This is a genomic window from Mesonia maritima (genome assembly GCF_042433895.1).
In the GTDB taxonomy this organism is placed as follows: Bacteria; Bacteroidota; Bacteroidia; order Flavobacteriales; family Flavobacteriaceae; genus Mesonia; species Mesonia maritima.
Window position 1 is genome coordinate 120,733 of record NZ_JBHLUA010000003.1, and the last position, 19,786, is coordinate 140,518.

18 protein-coding genes are annotated in these 19,786 nt (G+C 33.7%); 11 read left to right on the forward strand and 7 right to left on the reverse strand.

Features of this window, described 5'->3' with window-relative positions; genetic code table 11:
* Positions 1–12: 12 nt before the first annotated feature.
* Both ACFFGL_RS01550 and ACFFGL_RS01555 read left to right on the forward strand, forming a co-directional pair.
* On the forward strand, positions 13–1,077 hold the full coding sequence (locus ACFFGL_RS01550) for a glutaminyl-peptide cyclotransferase (protein WP_309727267.1): 1,065 nt from the start codon (positions 13–15) through the stop codon (positions 1,075–1,077).
* A gap of 4 nt (positions 1,078–1,081) precedes the next feature.
* Positions 1,082–2,620: a hypothetical protein gene (locus tag ACFFGL_RS01555; protein ID WP_309727268.1), complete on the forward strand. Its 1,539-nt coding sequence runs from the start codon at positions 1,082–1,084 to the stop codon at positions 2,618–2,620.
* Positions 2,621–2,779: 159 nt separating this feature from the next.
* Here the strand turns inward: ACFFGL_RS01555 and rocD are convergent, their stop codons facing one another.
* Positions 2,780–4,030, reverse strand: a complete 1,251-nt coding sequence (gene rocD, locus ACFFGL_RS01560) for an ornithine--oxo-acid transaminase (RefSeq protein WP_309727269.1) — start codon at positions 4,028–4,030, stop codon at positions 2,780–2,782.
* A gap of 142 nt (positions 4,031–4,172) precedes the next feature.
* On the opposite strand from rocD, the gene rlmD reads away from it, so the two are divergent.
* Genes rlmD through ACFFGL_RS01575 form a run of 3 tightly spaced genes read left to right on the forward strand, consistent with a single transcriptional unit; the run spans position 4,173 to position 6,806 of the window.
* Positions 4,173–5,585 carry a 23S rRNA (uracil(1939)-C(5))-methyltransferase RlmD gene (rlmD, locus tag ACFFGL_RS01565; protein WP_309727270.1) on the forward strand — a complete coding sequence of 471 codons (1,413 nt, stop codon included), beginning with the start codon at positions 4,173–4,175 and terminating at the stop codon, positions 5,583–5,585.
* Positions 5,582–6,091, forward strand: coding sequence for a DUF6452 family protein (locus tag ACFFGL_RS01570; RefSeq protein ID WP_309727271.1), 510 nt, complete (start codon positions 5,582–5,584; stop codon positions 6,089–6,091). Before rlmD ends, ACFFGL_RS01570 begins: the two co-directional genes overlap by 4 nt.
* Positions 6,057–6,806: a DUF6048 family protein gene (locus ACFFGL_RS01575; protein ID WP_309727272.1), complete on the forward strand. Its 750-nt coding sequence runs from the start codon at positions 6,057–6,059 to the stop codon at positions 6,804–6,806. Before ACFFGL_RS01570 ends, ACFFGL_RS01575 begins: the two co-directional genes overlap by 35 nt.
* On the opposite strand, the gene ACFFGL_RS01580 is transcribed toward ACFFGL_RS01575, so the two are convergent.
* Positions 6,803–7,963, reverse strand: coding sequence for a THUMP domain-containing class I SAM-dependent RNA methyltransferase (locus tag ACFFGL_RS01580; RefSeq protein ID WP_309727273.1), 1,161 nt, complete (start codon positions 7,961–7,963; stop codon positions 6,803–6,805). The genes ACFFGL_RS01575 and ACFFGL_RS01580 overlap by 4 nt on opposite strands.
* 45 nt (positions 7,964–8,008) lie before the next feature.
* On the opposite strand from ACFFGL_RS01580, the gene ACFFGL_RS01585 reads away from it, so the two are divergent.
* Genes ACFFGL_RS01585 through ACFFGL_RS01595 form a run of 3 tightly spaced genes read left to right on the forward strand, consistent with a single transcriptional unit; the run spans position 8,009 to position 9,895 of the window.
* Positions 8,009–8,740, forward strand: coding sequence for an SAM-dependent methyltransferase (locus ACFFGL_RS01585; RefSeq protein WP_309727274.1), 732 nt, complete (start codon positions 8,009–8,011; stop codon positions 8,738–8,740).
* A 59-nt stretch (positions 8,741–8,799) separates the two neighbouring features.
* Positions 8,800–9,465, forward strand: coding sequence for a ZIP family metal transporter (locus ACFFGL_RS01590; protein WP_309727275.1), 666 nt, complete (start codon positions 8,800–8,802; stop codon positions 9,463–9,465).
* 1 nt (position 9,466) lies between these two features.
* Complete coding sequence (locus ACFFGL_RS01595) at positions 9,467–9,895, forward strand: DUF4268 domain-containing protein (RefSeq protein WP_309727276.1); 429 nt, start codon at positions 9,467–9,469, stop codon at positions 9,893–9,895.
* 44 nt (positions 9,896–9,939) lie between these two features.
* Here ACFFGL_RS01595 and trxB read toward each other — a convergent pair whose 3' ends face one another.
* Positions 9,940–10,926: a thioredoxin-disulfide reductase gene (trxB, locus tag ACFFGL_RS01600; protein ID WP_309727277.1), complete on the reverse strand. Its 987-nt coding sequence runs from the start codon at positions 10,924–10,926 to the stop codon at positions 9,940–9,942.
* Positions 10,927–11,102: 176 nt separating this feature from the next.
* Here trxB and ACFFGL_RS01605 point away from each other — a divergent pair, with 176 nt between their 5' ends.
* The 3 genes from ACFFGL_RS01605 to acs all read left to right on the forward strand — a co-directional run bounded on the left by ACFFGL_RS01605 (position 11,103) and on the right by acs (position 14,688).
* Positions 11,103–12,020, forward strand: a complete 918-nt coding sequence (locus ACFFGL_RS01605; RefSeq protein WP_309727278.1) for a tryptophan 2,3-dioxygenase family protein — start codon at positions 11,103–11,105, stop codon at positions 12,018–12,020.
* A gap of 36 nt (positions 12,021–12,056) precedes the next feature.
* Positions 12,057–12,605: a hypothetical protein gene (locus tag ACFFGL_RS01610; protein WP_309727279.1), complete on the forward strand. Its 549-nt coding sequence runs from the start codon at positions 12,057–12,059 to the stop codon at positions 12,603–12,605.
* Positions 12,606–12,774: 169 nt separating this feature from the next.
* Positions 12,775–14,688 carry an acetate--CoA ligase gene (gene acs, locus ACFFGL_RS01615; RefSeq protein WP_309727280.1) on the forward strand — a complete coding sequence of 638 codons (1,914 nt, stop codon included), beginning with the start codon at positions 12,775–12,777 and terminating at the stop codon, positions 14,686–14,688.
* Between the two features lie 19 nt (positions 14,689–14,707).
* On the opposite strand, the gene ACFFGL_RS01620 is transcribed toward acs, so the two are convergent.
* Genes ACFFGL_RS01620 through ACFFGL_RS01635 form a run of 4 tightly spaced genes read right to left on the reverse strand, consistent with a single transcriptional unit; the run spans position 14,708 to position 19,781 of the window.
* On the reverse strand, positions 14,708–15,328 hold the full coding sequence (locus tag ACFFGL_RS01620; RefSeq protein ID WP_309727281.1) for an L-threonylcarbamoyladenylate synthase: 621 nt from the start codon (positions 15,326–15,328) through the stop codon (positions 14,708–14,710).
* Positions 15,329–15,387: 59 nt separating this feature from the next.
* On the reverse strand, positions 15,388–16,788 hold the full coding sequence (locus ACFFGL_RS01625) for a TolC family protein (protein ID WP_309727282.1): 1,401 nt from the start codon (positions 16,786–16,788) through the stop codon (positions 15,388–15,390).
* 2 nt (positions 16,789–16,790) lie between these two features.
* Complete coding sequence (locus ACFFGL_RS01630) at positions 16,791–18,164, reverse strand: HlyD family secretion protein (RefSeq protein ID WP_309727283.1); 1,374 nt, start codon at positions 18,162–18,164, stop codon at positions 16,791–16,793.
* A 3-nt stretch (positions 18,165–18,167) separates the two neighbouring features.
* Positions 18,168–19,781 carry an ABC transporter transmembrane domain-containing protein gene (locus ACFFGL_RS01635; protein ID WP_309727284.1) on the reverse strand — a complete coding sequence of 538 codons (1,614 nt, stop codon included), beginning with the start codon at positions 19,779–19,781 and terminating at the stop codon, positions 18,168–18,170.
* Positions 19,782–19,786: the final 5 nt, after the last annotated feature.

Sequence of the window (19,786 nt, forward strand, 5' to 3'; positions counted from 1 at the left end):
ACTGAATGAAAAATGAAATTTTATAACTTATTGGCGCTCTTTATTTTGGGTGCGACTTTAATTTCGTGTGGTGACGAAAATTCTTCAAAAAAAAATAATTATTCTATCCATATTTCTAGTGAGGGAGAGAATATTCAAGCAAAAAAACCTTTTTCAATTCAATTAAAAGGAATCAAAAAAGATAAAGTAGACTCCATTCAATATTCTTACGCAGGTAAAATTTTCAACACTTCAACAGAACTTACTTCAAAAAATATAAGTTTAGAAAAACCGCTTGGTAGAAATCAATTAAACGCTACCATTTATAATGAAGGAAATAAAACTACTGTCGAGAAAGAAATAATTTTACACGCTGCTACTTCACCCAAAGTTTTCGGTTATAAAATAATAAATACTTATCCGCACGATCCTGCTGCATTTACACAAGGTTTAGAATTTTACAATGATACGCTTTACGAAGGAACCGGAAGAAATGGCGAATCTTCTCTTAGAAAAATTGATTATAAAAACGGAAAAGTTTTAAAGCAAATCGATTTAGAGAAGCGTTATTTTGGAGAAGGAATTACCATTTTAAACGATAAAATTTATCAACTTACTTGGAAAAGTAATAAAGGCTTCATTTACGACGTTAATACCTTAGAGAAACTTCAATCGTTTGCTTATGCGAACAGTAAAGAAGGTTGGGGTTTATGTAATAATGGAAAAAATCTCTATAAAAGTGATGGAACCGAAAAAATTTGGATTTTAGATCCAGAAACTATTCAGGAACAAGCCTATATTCAACCCGTAACCCACAAATCACTTTCCACAAAATTTAATGAATTAGAATGGGTAAACGGAAAAATTTATGCGAACACGTGGCAAAAAGATGGAATTGCAATTATAAATCCTGAAACCGGTGCAATTGAAGGTTTAATCGATTTTAGAGGTTTACGAAAAGAATTAGGCAATAATTCGCTTTTAGATAATAGAGACGATGTTTTAAACGGAATTGCTTTTAATAAAAAAACTCAGAAATTATTTGTTACCGGTAAACACTGGGATAAACTTTTTGAAGTTGAAATTGTAGAAAAATAATTTTATGAAATACCTATTTGTCTTTCTATCGGTCGGTGTAATATTTTTTTTAAGCTCTTGCCGAAAAGATTTTGAAACCGAACCCAGTAGCGGAAACCTAGAATTTTCAAAAGATACAGTTTACCTTGATACGGTTTTTACAAATATTGGTTCAAGCACGTATAACCTTACCGTTCACAACCGAAGCAATGAAGATATTACCATTCCAACCATAAAATTAGGTCGCGGCGAATCTTCTAATTACAGACTAAATGTAGATGGAATTCCTGGTAAAAGTTTTGAAAATATCGACATTTTAGCCAAAGACAGTATTTATATTTTCGTTGAAACCACCAATAACATTGAAGAATTAACCTCATCAGCAACCGAATTTTTATATACCGACGCTATTGAATTTGACAGCGGAAGCAATCAACAAAAAGTAGAATTGGTCACTTTAGTTCAAGATGCGGTTTTTCTTTATCCTGAATTATTTGATGACGGAACAACCGAAGAATTAATTTTCGGTTACGATGAAGAAGGAAATCCAATTACCGAAAAAGGATTTTTCTTAGACGATACAGAACTGAATTTTACCAGTGAAAAACCTTACGTTATTTACGGTTTAGCCGCAGTTCCATCAGGAAAAACATTAACAATCGATGCAGGAGCAAGAATTCATTTTCACCAAGAAAGCGGAATTATAGTGGCTGAAAATGCTTCATTACAAGTAAATGGCGAAGTAAGTTCTACTGAAAATCTTGAAAATGAAGTTATTTTTGAAGGTGACCGGTTAGAACCCGATTTTAGCGATGTTCCCGGACAATGGTTTGCCATTTGGTTAACCGATGGAAGTACAAATAACACGATAAATCACGCGACAATTAAAAACGCAACCGTCGGTATTTTAATGGATTCAAACGATGGAACCAACAACCCGACTCTAACGGTAAAAAACACGCAGATTTATAACAGTTCAAACGTTGGCTTATTAGCAAGAACAGGAAATGTTGTAGGTGAAAATTTAGCCATTAATAATAGCGGACAAGCTTCTTTAAATCTTTCGCTTGGCGGAAAATATAATTTCACCAATTGCACCTTTGCAAATTATTGGCGAAATGGCTTTAGAAATTTCCCATCCGTTTTAATTGAAAATAATTTAGAAACTGCAGAAACTTTATTTGTTGCCGATTTAACTGAAGCCAATTTTAACAACTGCATTATCTACGGAAACGAAAATTTAGAACTTCTTTTTAATAAAGTTGATGATGCCGCTTTCAACTACAAATTTGAAAATTGCTTAATTCGTTTTAATGATTTTCAAAATCAGTTTACCGACAATCCGTTGTACAATTTCGAGGATACTTCTGTGTTTGAAAATATAGTTTTAAATGAAGAACCACTTTTCTTAAACACAGAAGAAAACGAACTTTTTATCAGCGAAGAATCTCCCGCAAATGGTTTAGCGAATCCTTCCACATCAACCCAAGTTGATATTCTAGGAAAACCACGCGGAAATAATCCCGATGCCGGCGCTTATGAAAGTGTCACATTTCCCGAATAATTTTTTGAACTTTTGAACTTTTGAACTTTTGAACTTTTGAACTTTTGAACTTTTGAACTTTTGAACTTTTGAACTTTTGAACTTTTGAACTTTTGAACTTTTGAACTAAAAAAGCCGATGATTTCTCATCGGCTTTTTTTAATTAGCAATTTTTTCTAATTACATTTTCCCTTCAAATTGGTCTAATGTTTTTGTGATAATAGAAACACAATCCATAATTTGCTCTTCAGTAATTACTAATGGCGGTGTAAAACGAATAATATTTCCGTGAGTTGGTTTTGCCAATAATCCGTTTTCTTTTAAAGCCATACAAATATCCCAAGCAGTCGAGCTGTCTTCAGAATCATTAATTAAAATCGCGTTCATTAATCCTTTTCCGCGAACTTTATGAACAACGGAAGAATTCTCGATATATTTATTAAGCTCTTTTCTGAAGATTTCTCCCATTTTCATAGAGTTCTCCGCTAATTTTTCATCGCGAATTACTTCTAAAGCTGCAATCGCTACCGCACCGGCAACAGGATTTCCTCCAAAAGTAGAACCGTGTTGTCCCGGTTGAATTACATTCATTACCTCATCATTTGCCAAAACCGCAGAAACGGGATAAACACCGCCAGATAAAGCTTTTCCTAAGGTAATCATATCAGGTTTTACATCTTCATGATCTACCGCCAATAATTTACCGGTTCTTGCAATTCCAGATTGAATTTCATCAGCAATAAAAAGTACATTATGCTTTTTACATAATTCTTTTGCCTTACGTAAATATCCTTCAGTTGGCACATAAACGCCGGCTTCCCCTTGAATTGGCTCCACTAAAAATCCAGCTACATTTTTATTCTCTTCTAAAACTTTTTGTAAAGCTTCGGTGTCATCGTAAGGAATTTTAATAAATCCTGGCGTATAAGGACCAAAATTTTTACGCGCTCCTTCATCATTACTAAATGAAATAATGGTCGTTGTTCTTCCGTGGAAATTATTTTCAGCTACAATAATTTGTGCTTCTGTTTCAGGAATTCCTTTGCGTTCGTACGCCCATTTTCTACAAATTTTAATTGCAGTTTCTACGGCTTCTGCTCCGGTATTCATTGGTAAAAGCTTATCGAAACCAAAATATTCAGTAGCAAATTTTTCGTATTTTCCTAAAATATCGTTGTAAAAAGCACGAGAAGTCAAGCTTAAAGTTTTTGCTTGATCGATCATCGCATCTACAATTTTGGGATGACAATGACCTTGGTTTACGGCAGAATAGGCTGCGAGAAAATCGTAATATTTTTTTCCTTCCACATCCCACATAAAAACTCCTTCGCCTTTGCTTAAAACTGCAGGTAGCGGATGGTAATTATGCGCTCCGTATTTTTCTTCTATTTTAATTGCTTCTTCCGAAGATTTAATTGCTGGTACTGACATTTGTTGTTTTTTCTTTTTCAATTTAACATGATCGATTCCTTCTTAAGGGAGAGAAATCATCCGCAAACTATTTAGCCTGCAAAATAAGAAATGTTTGATAGATTCTAAACTTCAGATTCATAAATCTTGTTACTTTTGCGCTATGGCAAGAAAAAATAAAAAGAAACGCTTCGAGGCGATCGAAATAACCGGAGCCGGTGCAAAAGGAAAAGCGATTGCAACTGCTCCCGATGGACGCGTAATTTTTGTAGATAACGCGGTTCCTGGTGATGTAGCTGATATTCAAACTTTTCAGAAAAGAAAATCATATTACAAAGGTTCGGCAGTAAATTTTGTGAGCTATTCAGATAAACGAACCGAACCGGTTTGCCAACATTTTGGAACTTGTGGAGGTTGCAAATGGCAAAATATGGATTATAAATATCAACTTCAGTATAAACAAGATGAAATTGAAAATAATCTGAAGCGTTTAGGAAAAATAGAATTGCCGGAAACTACACCAATTTTAGGAAGTGAAGACATTTATTTTTACCGAAATAAAATGGAATTTTCCTTTAGTGACAGTCGCTGGCTGACCTTAAATGAGATTAACAGCGGTGAAGAAATTAAAGATAAAAACGCCCTAGGTTTTCATATTCCCGGAATGTGGGACAAAATTTTGAACATCAAAAAATGTCATTTACAGGAAGATCCGAGTAACGCGATTAGAAATGAAGTTCGTGATTTTGCTACCAAAAATGATATTCCGTTTTTTAATGCTCGAAATCAAGAAGGTTTACTAAGAACGTTAATGATTCGTACCTCTTCTACGGGAGAAATTATGGTGTTGATTCAGTTTTTCTATGAAGACAAAGCGAAACGAGAATTGCTATTAGATTTTGTTGCTGAACGTTTTCCAGAAATTACTTCGTTACAATATGTCGTAAATGAAAAAGGAAACGACACAATTTACGATCAAGATGTGATTTGCTACAAAGGACGCGATCATATTTTTGAAGAAATGGAAGGCTTAAAATTTAAAATAAACGCCAAATCTTTTTACCAAACCAATTCTGCGCAAGCATACGAATTATATAAAATAACCAGAAATTTTGCTGAATTAACCGGCGAAGAATTAGTCTACGATTTATACACCGGAACCGGAACTATCGCGCAATTTGTCGCCAAACAAGCTAAAAAAGTAATTGGCGTTGAAGCTGTTCCTGAAGCAATTGAAGATGCTAAGAAAAACGCCGAATATAACAATATTGAAAATACGGAGTTTTTTGCCGGCGATATGAAAAAAGTTTTCACGCAAAAATTTATCGAAAAACACGGTCATCCAGATGTAATTATTACCGATCCGCCGCGTGATGGAATGCACAAAGACGTGGTTGCACAAATTATTCGTATTTTGCCAGAAAGAATTGTTTATGTAAGTTGTAATTCTGCCACGCAAGCAAGAGATTTAGCCTTGCTAGATGAGCATTATAAAGTTACCAAAGTACAACCGGTAGATATGTTTCCACAAACGCATCACGTAGAAAATGTAGTTCGTTTAGAATTAAGAAAATGAAAAAATATTTAATCATACTGCTTTGTATTTTTTTAGGCGGAAGTTGTCAACGTGACGATATTTGTCCCGACGCAACGCAAACCACGCCTAATTTGGTAATTAGTTTTCGAGATATTGAAAATCCTGCGTTAAACAAAGCAGTAACTAATTTTAATGTCCGCGAAGAAAGTAAACCCGATTTTTATTTTGATGAACCGGTGACCGATACAGTCGCTGTTATTCCACTTCGGAATGATCAAAATTTCACGAATTATTATTTTACCATTAACAGTGAACTTTCTGCAAACGGAGCGAGTAATCCTGAACGAAACCGCGATCAAATTCAATTTTCTTACGCCACCGATGAAATTTATGTAAGTCGCGCTTGTAACTATAAAACTGAATTTTATCAATTAGAAGCGAATTTAATTTCTAACGACCCAAACGCCGATTGGATTGAAAATATTATTGTTGAAGAAACCGATATAGTTAATGAAAACGTTGTACACGTATATATTTACCACTAGTATTTTTTTGCTTTTGGCAACTGCCGGCGCTGCTCAAATACAAACGTTGAACAGTCCAGATTCGCTTTCAATTAAAGAAACCTATGGGTTGCGCGTCGGGTTAGATTTAGCAAAACCTATTCGCTCTTTATTAGATGAAGATTATTCCGGTTTCGAGATTAATGGCGATTACCGAATTTATAAGAATTATTATGTTGCGGGAGAAATTGGTGGCGAAGATTATTCGTACACCGAGCCTTATTTAGATGTAACTACCAACGGAACTTACATAAAAATCGGTGCTAATTATAACACGTACACCAATTGGTTAGATATGCAAAATGAACTTTACGCAGGTTTACGTTATGGTTTTGCAAGTTTTACACAAACACTACATCGCTACAAAGTTTACACAACCGATGGTTATTTTGATCGAGAAATTAGAACACCCGAAACAGAATTTGGTGGTTTAACACACAGCTGGGTAGAATTACAACTTGGTATAAAAGCTGAAGTGCTCCCAAATGTTTTTCTAGCAATTCACGCGCAATTGAAACGTTCCTTTGGCGGACCTTCGCCTACAAATTTCGCAAATCTCTACATTCCGGGTTTTCACCGAACGTATGATAACAGCGATTTTGGCGTTGGTTGGGGATATTCAATTTCTTATTTAATTCCGTTTTTTAAAAAAGCACCTAAGAAAAAAGAAGAAATGATTTCTACTGAAGATAACTAACGCTTTTTGTGCACTTTTTTAGTTCCTTCGTAAATTTCATATTTCAATAAACGTGACTCTAAACTTCCGTTGTATAATTTAATTTTTCTTGACGGACGTAATTCTACATTTTTAATTGCTTCTAGGTTCGAAACAATAAACCAAGCTTCTGTATTTGGGTACGATTGTTTTAATGTATCGCCAATACTTTTGTAAAACTTCGGTAAATTCAGCAATTCTAATCGTTCGCCATATGGAGGATTAAAAAGCATATGCAACTTCCCTTCTACTGGTTTGCTACTTCTAAAAAAATCTTGTTGTTCAATAGAAATAAATTCAGAAAGGTTGGCATTTTCAATATTATCTTTTGCTTTATAAACTGCGGAAGAAGCTTTATCGAAACCGATTATTTTATGCTCGAATCCTCTAATTTTATTTAAACACGATTCTTCAATTTTCTCGAATAATTCAACATCCCAATCTTTCCATTTTTCAAACCCAAATTCTTTTTTATTCAAGTTTGGCGGAATATTACAAGCAATCATCGCCGCTTCAATTAAAATAGTTCCACTTCCACACATTGGATCCATAAAATCTGTTCTTCCGTCCCAACCCGATAACAACAACATTCCGGCAGCCAAAACTTCATTAATCGGTGCAATATTCGTCGCGCTTTTATAGCCACGTTTATGTAAAGATTGTCCCGAACTATCTAAGGAAACGGTACAAGAATTTTCTTCAATATGAATATTTAAGCGTAAATCTGGATGATCTAAATCGATACTTGGGCGAAAACCTTCGGTATTTCTAAATTTATCGACAATAGCATCTTTACTTTTTAAGGCAATATATTTACTGTGGGTAAATTGACGTGAATGAACCGTCGCATCGATCGCCAGCGAACCTTTAGCATCTAAAAATTCTGTCCAATCGATCGCGTACATTTTCTTATATAGATCTTCTTCAGAAGTAATTTTAAAACTTCTAATGGGTTTTAGGATTCTAATTGCCGTACGTAAACTTAAATTTGCTTTGTACATAAACCCGATATCGCCAAAAAAACTTACATTTCTAACGCCTTCTTTAACATCTATCGCGCCTAGATTTCGCAATTCATTGGCTAATATCGATTCAAAACCATATAAGGTTTTGGCAATCATTTTATAATTATTTCCCATAGTAAAAAGTTCTCTTCCGGCAAAAATACATTAATTTTGCGGCCTATGACAAAGCTTGACACAAATTGGTACGCATCGTGGTTCGATACCGATTATTACCATATTTTATATAAAGATCGAGGATACCAAGAAGCGCAAGATTTTATGCGTCAGTTGGTAGATTTTCTTCAGCTAAAAAAAGAAGCAAAAATATTAGATCTTGCCTGCGGAAAAGGTCGCCATTCTATTTATTTGAATAAATTAGGGTATACCGTAACCGGCGTCGATCTTTCAAAAAATAGTATTGAAAAGGCAAAAAAGCAAGAAAAACCGGGTTTGCATTTTGAAGTTCACGATATGTGCGAACCTTACCATGAAAATTTTGATGCGGTTTTTAATCTTTTTACAAGTTTTGGCTATTTTGAAAAAGAAGAAAGCAATTTAAAAACCATACAAGCGATAAAAGCGAACTTAAAACCGAATGGTTACGGCGTAATCGATTTTATGAATGTGGAGAAAGTAATTGCAGACTTGGTTCCCGAAGAAACTAAAACCGTAAAAGGAATCGATTTTCATATTTCGCGTTGGGTAGAAAACGGTTTTATATTTAAAAAAATTGAGTTTGAAGATGAAGGCGAAAATCATGAATTTATTGAGCGTGTAAAAGCCTTGCATTTAGAAGATTTTAAAAAATATTTTGAAAAAGCGAATATTGAATTAAAATATACTTTTGGCGATTACCATCTTCACGAGTTTAATGTTGAAAAATCTGAGCGGTTAATTTTAATTTTTCAATAATTACCAAAACAAAATTTCGTAGTTTAAAAAACTAATTTTTTAATTTCGAGGAAAAGCGAATGAACATTCTTTTACCCATTTTAGCAGTCATTATCGGTTTTGCTATTGCTCAATTCAGTAAAGTTGAAAAAAACGCAATTCAGCTTTTATTATCATTTAGTGGCGCTTTTTTATTATCGATCACCATTTTTGAATTTTTGCCAAAAGTTTACATCGATTATTCAAAAAGTATTGGCTTGCTCATAATGGTAGGGATTTTATTGCAAGTTTTCTTAGAATTTCTATCGAAGGGAGCCGAACACGGGCATTTACATCATGATAAAAGTAAAACCACTTTCCCCTATTTGTTGTTTGTTAGTTTGTGCATTCACGCGTTAATTGAAGGTTACCCAATTCACACGAATCATCATCTTTTATATGGCGTAGTCGTTCATAAAATCCCGGTCGCTATTATAATTTCTTCCTTTTTGTTGACGTCAAACCTTAGCAAAGGAAAAATATTATTTTTTCTGATTTTATTCGCGCTAATGACGCCTTTAGGAAGTTTACTTCATCAACATTTTGCTGTGTTAGCTGAAATAGAAAATTACGTTCATGCTTTAGTCATCGGTATTTTTCTACATGTTTCTACTACTATTTTATTCGAATCTTCCAAAAATCATCAATTTAGCTTTTCAAAAACCATTTCGATTGTGGTAGGAATTGCAATCGCATATTTTTTATAAAATGTTCAGCAGAGAAGAATCGAAACAAATCAGGAAAGAATTTTGGACAACTTTCGGAAAACAAAGCCTAAAAAAATGGATTTTATACGATACCAAAATAAAAGAAATTAACCTGAAATTTCATTTCGATACTAAAAAAGCAAGCGTCGGAATTATAATTGACACCGAAGATGAATTGATTAAAGAATATTATTTTGAAAAGTTTGAAAGTCTAAAAAATTTACTTTTAACTGAAGTTGACAAAAATTTTATTTTCGATCCTACTTTTGAAACTGAATCCGGTAAAATAATTGCAAATATTTATCTTCCCTTAGAAAATGTGACCATTCATAACAAGAAAAGTTGGCCAGAAGTATTTCAATTTTTCAATAAAAAAATGCTCGCTTTAGAACACTTTTTTATCGAATATTATGAATTTATAAAACAATAAAAGCTGTCTTAGGACAGCTTTTATTGTTTGAATTTTGAAGCTTTTTAAGCTGAAACTTCTTCAGTTTTTTCTTCTTCCTCACTTTCAACTGTCGCTAAATAACGTTCAGCATCAAGTGCGGCCATACAACCGGTTCCTGCTGCAGTTACTGCTTGGCGATATTCTTTATCTTGAACATCTCCGCTAGCAAAAACTCCCGGAATATTTGTTTTGGTACTTTTTCCTTTGGTAATTAAATATCCGGTATCATCCATATCTAATTCTCCTTTAAAAATTTCGGTATTAGGTTTATGACCAATCGCGATAAAAAGACCTGTAATTTCAATATCTTCTTTTTCACCGGTTTCGTTATTTACCATGCGTAAACCTTCAACTACTTGTTCACCAAGTACTTCTTCTACTTCAGTATTATAACGTAAATCAATATTTTTTGTACTGGTTACACGATGTTGCATTGCTTTTGATGCGCGCATTTCATCTTTACGGACCAACATTGTTACTTTCTCACAAATGTTAGCTAAATAAGTCGCTTCTTCTGCAGCGGTATCGCCACCACCAACAATCGCTACTTTCTGGTTTTTATAGAAAAAACCATCGCAAACCGCACAAGCCGAAACGCCACCGCCACGTAAACGTTGTTCACTTGGCAATCCTAAATATTTTGCCGTTGCCCCGGTAGATATAATAACTGTTTCAGCTTCTACCCAGGTTTTATTATCTACACAAGCTTTATGAATTCCGCCAACTTCTTTGCTAAATTCAACTTCGGTTACCATTCCTATTCGGACTTCGGTTCCAAAACGCTCTGCTTGTTTTTGTAATTGCACCATCATTGTTGGTCCGTCAATTCCTTCAGGATAACCCGGAAAATTATCTACTTCTGTAGTAGTAGTTAACTGTCCGCCCGGCTCCATTCCGGTGTACATTACAGGTTTCATATCGGCTCTCGCAGCATAAATGGCCGCGGTATATCCTGCAGGACCCGAGCCAATGATTAAACATTTTATACGTTCTGGTTTTGTATTCGTCATAATTGTCTTTTTTTCAGAATGTAAAAATAGGAAGAACTATAAAAACCCCCTAAAAATTTTATAAAGAGTTGTTTATAAAGTTATAATTAAAGTCAATATTACTTTTTAGAAAGTAGTGTAGAAGAATCATTCTTATTCAGCTTATTTTAATATTTTTGTGAGAAATAATTCGAATTATGAGTAAAGAAGAAATTTTATCTGCATTAGATAAAAAATACGAAGCCTTAGGAGAAAATCCTGAAACTTATTTAAAAGGATTGCTTCAAGCAAAACCCATTAATTATTGGGATTATATTGATGTAGATGCCTTACTTTCTTTACAAAAACCAAGAACCGATTTTAAAGATGAAGAGATCTTTATTATGTATCATCAAATTACAGAATTGGTTCTGAAACTCATGATTCATGAATTAAAACAACTTACCTTAGAAGGAACTCCAGACGAAGAAATTTTCATCGATAAAGCTAAACGTTTACGACGTTACACCAATTTATTAATGACTTCTTTTGATGTGATGCGTTTCGGAATGAGTTATGACGATTACAATACATTTCGTTCTACTTTAGCACCGGCAAGTGGTTTCCAAAGTGCGCAATTTCGTTACTTAGAAATTTTCTGTACACCGCTAGAGAATTTGGTAAATGAAGAAGGAAAAAAACGACTTCCTGAAAACCCGACTATCGAAGATTATTTTGAAAATATTTACTGGAAAGATGCCGGCCACAATAGAAAAACCGGTAAAAAAACCTTAACACTTCGTTTATTTGAAGAAAAATATTTAGACAGTTTTATTGCGCTCGCTAAAAAATTAAAAGGAAAAACGGTAGCTGAAAAAATTAAAAAGTTTGAGAATCCTTCAGATGAATTTTTAGCAGCTTTACGCGATTTCGATCATTTCTATAATGTAGAATGGCCAATGGTTCATCTTAAAACCGCGCAACATTACCTCGATAAAAAAGGTGAAAATAAAACCGCTACCGGTGGTTCTGAATGGAAAAAATACCTTCACCCTAAATTTCAACAACGTAAATTTTTCCCTGATTTATGGACAGAAAAAGATATTCAAGAATGGGGAATGGAACTTTCCGATTAAACTTTAAAAAAATACTATAGAAAATTATATTTTTTAGTGAGAACCTATAATAGAAATATTGAATTTTCTTTCGAAAATAAATTACAAGCAGAAGAAAGAATAGATAGATATTTAACCTATTATAATTTTCAACGAATAGAAAAAAGTTCAGACAGTATTGTTTACGCTAGAAAAAACTCCCTTCTAGCAGATGGCTGGACAATTAATCCGCTTAAATGGAATACAGAAATTCGTATTATAATTTCTTCAAACAGATTTTTTATAAATTATAAAAATGAAGGAAACGGACAAATTACCCCATTAGCTTTTTCAAATTTGTTCGATAATTTCTTGAAAAACTTGAAATTATCTGTTCTAAAGGGTATAAGCGTAAAAGAAGAAAACAAAAGAGAAATAACTTCAGCTAAAAAACGAATAATTGCTCATGGTGTGGTTTTAATTATCTGCGGTTTTTTCGGCTTAAGTATTGGATATTTTTTTGATAAACTTATTGGAGTTGAATTTTTAAGCATTTTACTCTTTCCATTAGGCTTAATTTTAAGTCAATCTGCAATAAATTTATTTATTGAAGAAAAACTTACCTAAAAACTTCTGAAATTTTATTCCGGAAGATTTTTTTTCGATCACAATAATTTTTAAACCTCTTTCATCATCCGTTAAACAGCAAATATATTCTCAACTTTCGTATTTATTTAACAGAAAAAAAGGCTTATTTTTTTAAATTTAAGAAAACAAAAAATCAAGCGATCTGTTTATGAAAATCAACGATAATCTTCAACTTAAAACTTTTGTTGAATACAAAAAAGCCCATAAAGCCAGTGTCGAAAATCCTGAAGAATTCTGGGCTTCGGTAGCTGAAAAATTTGAATGGAAAAAAAAGTGGGACAAAACTCTAGAATGGGATTTTGAAAAACCCGAAGTAAAATGGTTTCAAGGCGGAAAACTTAATATATCCGAAAATTGTCTGGATCGTCATGTAAAAAATCACCCGAATAAAGAAGCAATTATTTGGGAACCAAACGACCCAAGTGAAGAATCTAGACATATAACCTATAAACAACTACAAATTAAAGTTTGCAATTTCGCGAATGTTTTAAAACAAAACGGAATTGAAAAAGGCGATCGCGTTTGTATCTATATGCCCATGATTCCTGAATTGGCAATCGCGATGTTAGCTTGCGCAAGAATTGGAGCCATTCATTCTATTGTGTTTGCCGGTTTTTCCAGTAAAGCAATTGCTAACCGAATTAATGATGCTGAATGTAAAATGCTTATTACCGCAAACGACTATTATCGCGGAAGAAAATCAATTGAATTAAAAGCTATTTGCGACGAAGCTTTAAAAGAAACTCCTTCCATTGAAACCGTTATCGTTTATCGAAGAACTGTAAACCCAACTCCAATGAAAGAAGGACGCGATAAATTTTGGTTCGATGAATTACAAAAAGCCTATTCTGAATGTGATCCAACAGAAGTAGATGCAGAAGATCCACTTTTTATTTTATATACTTCAGGTTCTACCGGAAAACCAAAAGGAATGGTTCACACCACTGGCGGCTATATGGTTGGAACGACTTACACTTTTCAAAATGTTTTTCAACCAAAAAATGATGATATCTATTGGTGTACCGCAGATATCGGCTGGATTACGGGACATTCCTATATAATTTACGGTCCATTAGCTGCCGGAGCAACAACGGTAATGTTTGAAGGTGTCCCTAGTTATCCCGATTATGATCGCTTTTGGGAAATAATTGAAAAATTTAAAATCACGCATTTTTATACCGCTCCAACTGCTATTCGGTCTTTAGCAAAACAGCCACTTTCTCATGTTGAAAATCACGATTTAAGTTCCTTGAAAGTTTTAGGATCTGTGGGAGAACCGATTAACGAAGAAGCTTGGCATTGGTTTAATGATAATATTGGAAAAGGAAATTGCCCAATTGTTGATACGTGGTGGCAAACGGAAACTGGCGCGATTATGATCTCTCCTTTAGCTGGAATTACAGCTACTCGCCCAACCTTTGCTACTTTTCCACTTCCGGGCGTTCAACCGGCTTTAATGGATGAAGAAGGAAATGAAATTGAATTCAACAACCAAAAAGCGGAAGGAAGATTGGCTATAAAAGCGCCGTGGCCATCAATTGCAAGAACCATTTGGAACGATCACGAGCGCTATAAAAACGTCTATTTTTCAGCTTATAAAAATATGTATTTTACCGGCGATGCGGCTTATCGTGATGCAACCGGAAATTACAGAATAACCGGTCGTGTAGATGATGTTATAATCGTTTCCGGTCATAATCTAGGAACAGCACCGATTGAAAATATTATTAATGAAAATGAAAAAGTATCTGAAAGTGCTATTGTCGGATTTCCACATGAAGTTAAAGGAACTGCACTTTATGCTTATGTGACGTTGTATAATGAAAAAGATGCTTCTGATGCTTTACGCGAAGAAATTAGAGGTGAAATCTCTAAAAGCATTGGTGCGATCGCTAAACCGGAAAAAATTCAGTTTGTGAATGATTTACCAAAAACAAGAAGCGGTAAAATTATGCGTAGAATTCTACGGAAAATCGCTTCTAAAAATACCGATAATTTAGGGGACACTTCTACTCTATTAAACCCTAATGTTGTTCAAGAAATTATGGATAATTCTTTATAAAAAAACAGTGAAAAGGAGATTAGAAAATCGCTATATCTCCTTTTCCTTCTCTTATCACTTCAGGTTCATCGGTGGTTAAATCAATGACTGTCGAGGCTACATTATCACCAAAACCCCCATCAATTACAATATCAACTAATTTATCCCATTTTTCAGCAATTAATTCGGGATCCGTAGTATATTCAATTACTTCGTCATTATCTTTTATTGAGGTAGAAACAATAGGATTTCCTAACGCGCTCACAATTGCTCTGCAAACCGCATTGTCGGGAACACGAATTCCAACAGTTTTTTTCTTTTTAAAAACAGCTGGTAAATTGCTACTTCCCGGTAAAATAAAAGTATAAGGACCAGGTAAATTTCGTTTTAAAATTTTAAAGGTTCGATTATCGATTTGTTTTGAATAATCTGAAAGATTACTTAAATCTTCACAGATAAATGAAAAATTTGCTTTATCGAGTTTTACACCTTTTATTTTAGCGATTTTTTCTAATGCGGAATTATTAGTAATATCGCAACCCAAACCGTAAACGGTATCGGTCGGATAAATTACTAAACCGCCTTTTTTTAAAACATCGACTACTTTTTTTATTGCTTTTGGTGAAGGATTTTCTTCATAAATACGAATAAGTTCAGCCATAAGTATTGGTTTTTTTGACAGCTAAAATTTACGAAAAAAATTAATGTTATTTTTTATTCTTATAAAATTATCCGCAAATTTTCGAAAAGTTTTGCGATAGCATTATAATAATCATTTTGCAGTTTGTTTTGTTTTAATTGTGCATCAATCAATTTATTTTCCCGCGTATTAATAAGGAAAATTGAGCTTTCTCCAAGGTCGAATAAGCGTTTTTCAGCATCAACCATAATTTTATTTTCCTCAATTATATTTTCAATAATGCTTAATTGTTCTTGTAAACTTATAATTTCTCGCTCAATGGCTTTAATTTTATTGGTTAAATTCCATTCCTTTTGAGAAAGTTTATAGTTTGTATTTTCTCGTTTCACTTTTGCCAGCCGGAGTTCTCCGCGTTCTTTCCGAAGAAATAATGGAAAAGAAACGTTTATAGCCGCTTTAAAATCGTTGGTATTTAAATAGCGAGGCTGATCTACTTCTTCAGTTAAAAAATTATATTCTACATTAATATTGGGTAACAAATTATTTTTTCGCAGCTTAATATCTAAATCGTACGACTGGAGATCGTATTCTAAAGAACGAATTTCTGGATGATTGTCTAAATTTTCTGCATTTCCTAGAAATTGCTCGATTCCTAAAATTGCAGGAACCGATTGTGGTGAAATTTCAGGAATTAAATAATCTTCTAATTCTACGGGAACTTCATCGATCCACAAATAATTAGACATCGCCAATTTTGCTTTTTGCAATTGGAAATTGGCTTGCGTTAAATCTAATTGTCTATTCCGAACGGTAATTTTACTTTCTACGGTATCTATAGCGGGCGTTTGCCCAACTTCACTCGTTCTGGAAATTCCGCGGAAACGAACTCTTGCATTTTCTAAAAACTCTTCAAACACATTTTTATTTTCATAATAATATTGCCAATCTGCATACGCTCGTGTGGCTTCAGCTAAAATAGAATTCACTAAAATATCGCGCTCTAATTCATTTTGATCCTTAAGAATTTTTGCTTGCTTTAATGCGTTCATTCTATCATTATAAAGTAAACCTCGAGCCAATTGTACGCTAACGCCGGCATTCCATAAACCATCTTGTGGCGTTGTATTTTGCGGATTTAAATAATAACCATCGTTTTGCTGATAACCCGCTTTTAAATCGATACCATACCAAGTTGGAATTTTAAAACTACCATTCCAAAGTGAATAATAGTCGGTTCCGGTATAATTTTTTTCTTTTACAGAACCTTCTAATTTCGGGTCGAATGCGCCACGAGCTTTTAATAATTTCGCTTCTGCTTCAGAAAGTTTTAAGTTGGCTTGTGCCACTACCGGATGATGTTTTTTTACCATCGCTAAAAATTCAGCTAAAGAAAAAGTTTCAGTCAACTCTTGTGCTTCTTCTTGTGAAAAACCATTTAACGCGAGACCAAATAGTAGTATGAAAGAGAATATAATTCGCATTGTTATGAATTATTTTTCTTTGATTCTTCTGAAGATTTTTCTTTCTGCTGATAATAATTCGGTGGGAAACTGTTCAGTTTTCGCCAAATTTCATACCAGACGGGAACATCGTCTAACAAAGCCAAAGTTCTTGCGCCAGAACCCACACGTAAAGCTTCGGGCCAATCTTTATCGTGTTTTGGATCGGGTTTTAAAAGAATACGATATTTTCCGTTATCGCTGATAAAATTTTCGATAGCAACTACTTTTCCGCCATAAGTTCCGTAGGAAGCATTTGGCCAACCGCTAAATACAATTGCCGGCCAACCATCGAACTGAATTTGAACGTGATCGCCTTTATTTATTAAAGGTAAATCGATTGGACGAATGTAGGTTTCTACCGCAATATTGAAATTTGCCGGCATAATATTAACCAGTTTTTGTCCTTCTTTAAAGGTTTCTCCAATTCCTGAAATAATCGCTTTATTAATGTAGCCATCTTGTGGAGCTCTTACATAATACAATCCTTTTCGTACTTCATAATTACTTCGAGTACTTTGCAATTTTGAAACTTGCGCTTCGGTATCGAATTGTGTAGATAAGGTTGACGAAATTTCACTTTGAATTTTACTTATTTTATTTTCATATTCTGCTTGAATACGATTTATTTCCATTACCGCGTTTAATAATTCATTTTTACTGCTGAGTAAGTTGTTTTCGTATTCTATTACTTTTGCTTGTGTTTCTTGAAGTTTAGACTGTTTTTGTTCAAAATCTAATCGTGATTTTAAACCTTCTTCATAGAGCTCTTCAATTCGGTTGTATTGTTTTTCAGCGATCGATAAATTTACGCGTTCAGCTTCTAAAGCTATGCTATCACTTTTAATTTTAAGTTCGGCTTGTTTTCGTTTATTTCTAGTTTGTTCTAATTTTAAAGCACGTTCTTGCCGGGTTGCTTTTAATTGATTTTGTAGGGCTTTTACTTTATCTGCGTAAGATTCAGCTGAACTGGTTTTTGAATTTATTTGCGAATCTGTTCTTTCAATTAACAAGGGATCGAAATATTCATTTTTCACCTCATTAATTTGTAAAATGGTATCGCCTTTCTTAACAAAATCTCCTTCTTGTACAAACCATTTTTCAATCTGTCCGGGAATTGGCGATTGCAAAGTTTGCGGACGCTGATCTGGCGAAAGTGTAGTTACGTAACCTTTACTTTCGATCGTTTGCGTCCACGGAAGGAAAAGAACAATGAGTAAAAAAATGCTAACACCCAGCAAAATACGCGAGAGTAAACTGTGCGTTTGCTTTTTTACAATAGATGAATAGGCTGTAAATTTTGAAAAATTCACTTTTTCGCCATCATCAATATCATCACGATTATTTAAGTTAAGCATATTTTATCCTTTTTTTGAATTCAGTTGAATGCTATCAATCGGCATGTTTATCTTTTCGGTGGTCGCAATTAAAACTGAAATTTTATATTTTTCAGCGAAACTCAACAATGCTTCAAATTCTTTTTCGGTGTTTAAAAATCCTTCTTCAATAAAAAGCAAGGAAGGTTTTTTAAGCAAGGCACGAATTAAACAAATTTTTCTAGCAACTGGTTTGCTGATTAATTTACTGCCCGGAAAAACATACGTGTTTATGGTTTCGGGAAGTTTTTGAATCTCGTTAAGCACATCAAATTCTTCTAATAAATCATACACTAAATTTTCTGAAACCGTTAAGTTGTTAAGTACTAGATTTTGCCAAAGTGTCCCTTCAAAAAAATAATCGGTATGCGAAACCAAAGCAATTCTTCTTCGATATTCATCTAAACTTATGGTCGAAATTTCTTTACGATCAAGATATACTTTACCTTGTTTCGATTTTTTCATTCCGGTTAAATAATGATAGAGATCGTAAATTTTTTGATGGCTCGCAATAATATTTAAACGTGAATTTTCTTTAATTTTAATCGTCTCGACAACTTGATTATCAAGCGTTAATTCTTCAGCTATAAGTGGAAAGATAGAAAGTTCGTCTGCATTTGCGTCTGCTTTTCGGTCAAGTTTTTTTGAAGTAACCTCATCAATTTTTTCTACGGCCGTGGCAACATCATAAATAGTTTCTAAACTCAGCATAATTTTTTCAACTGAATTAATTATTAAAATGATAATAATTTCTGAAGCCACAAACTGACCAATATTCATTTGCTGATTTAATACCAATAAACCGCCAATTAGCAGCAAACCTAAAATTACAATCACCTTAAAAGCCACCATTTGTTTAAATTGGTGTTTTACAACTTTAAAGTGCGTTTGGCGGTATTTCAGGTATTTTTCAACTAATTTATTATTTTTATTTTGCTCAAATTCATTAGAAGAAATCTTAAAGGTTTTAAAATTATTAGCGACTTGTTGAATCCAATAAGCGACTAAATATTTACTTTTAGATTCTTGAATACTGGTTTCTAAAGCTTTATTAAGACTAAGCTTAAAGAAAATATATAAAAGAATTAAAAGAAAAGAACCTAAGGCGATAAAGAATGGATGGTAAAATGAAAGCAGCAATAAACCAAAAATAATTTGAATAACCGCGGTTGGGAAATCTAGCAGTAATTTCTCAAGTCCTTTTTGTAACGTCAAGACATCAAAAAAACGGTTAGAAAGTTCTGGCGGATAGCGATCTTCTAACTCACGAACGCGCATTTTTGGAAATCGGTAAATAAACTCAAACGATGCTCGTGCAAAAACTTTTTCTTGAATATTTTCTACAATATCTAATTGCAAAACCTGCAAAGCTCCCACGAAAAAAACGCCAATAGTTACCAAAAAGGTAAGCAAAATCCAAGAAGAAGACACTTGCGCTCCTTGAATCATATTAATAATCGCTTGAATTCCTAACGGAAGCGTAAGACTTATAATTCCCGCAAAAATTGCATAGTAAAGTACCTGGAAAATATCTTTCCGCTCAAGTTTTAAGAGATTATAAAGCTTTCCCCAAGCTGAAATTTGATCTTTATTGCTCATAAATT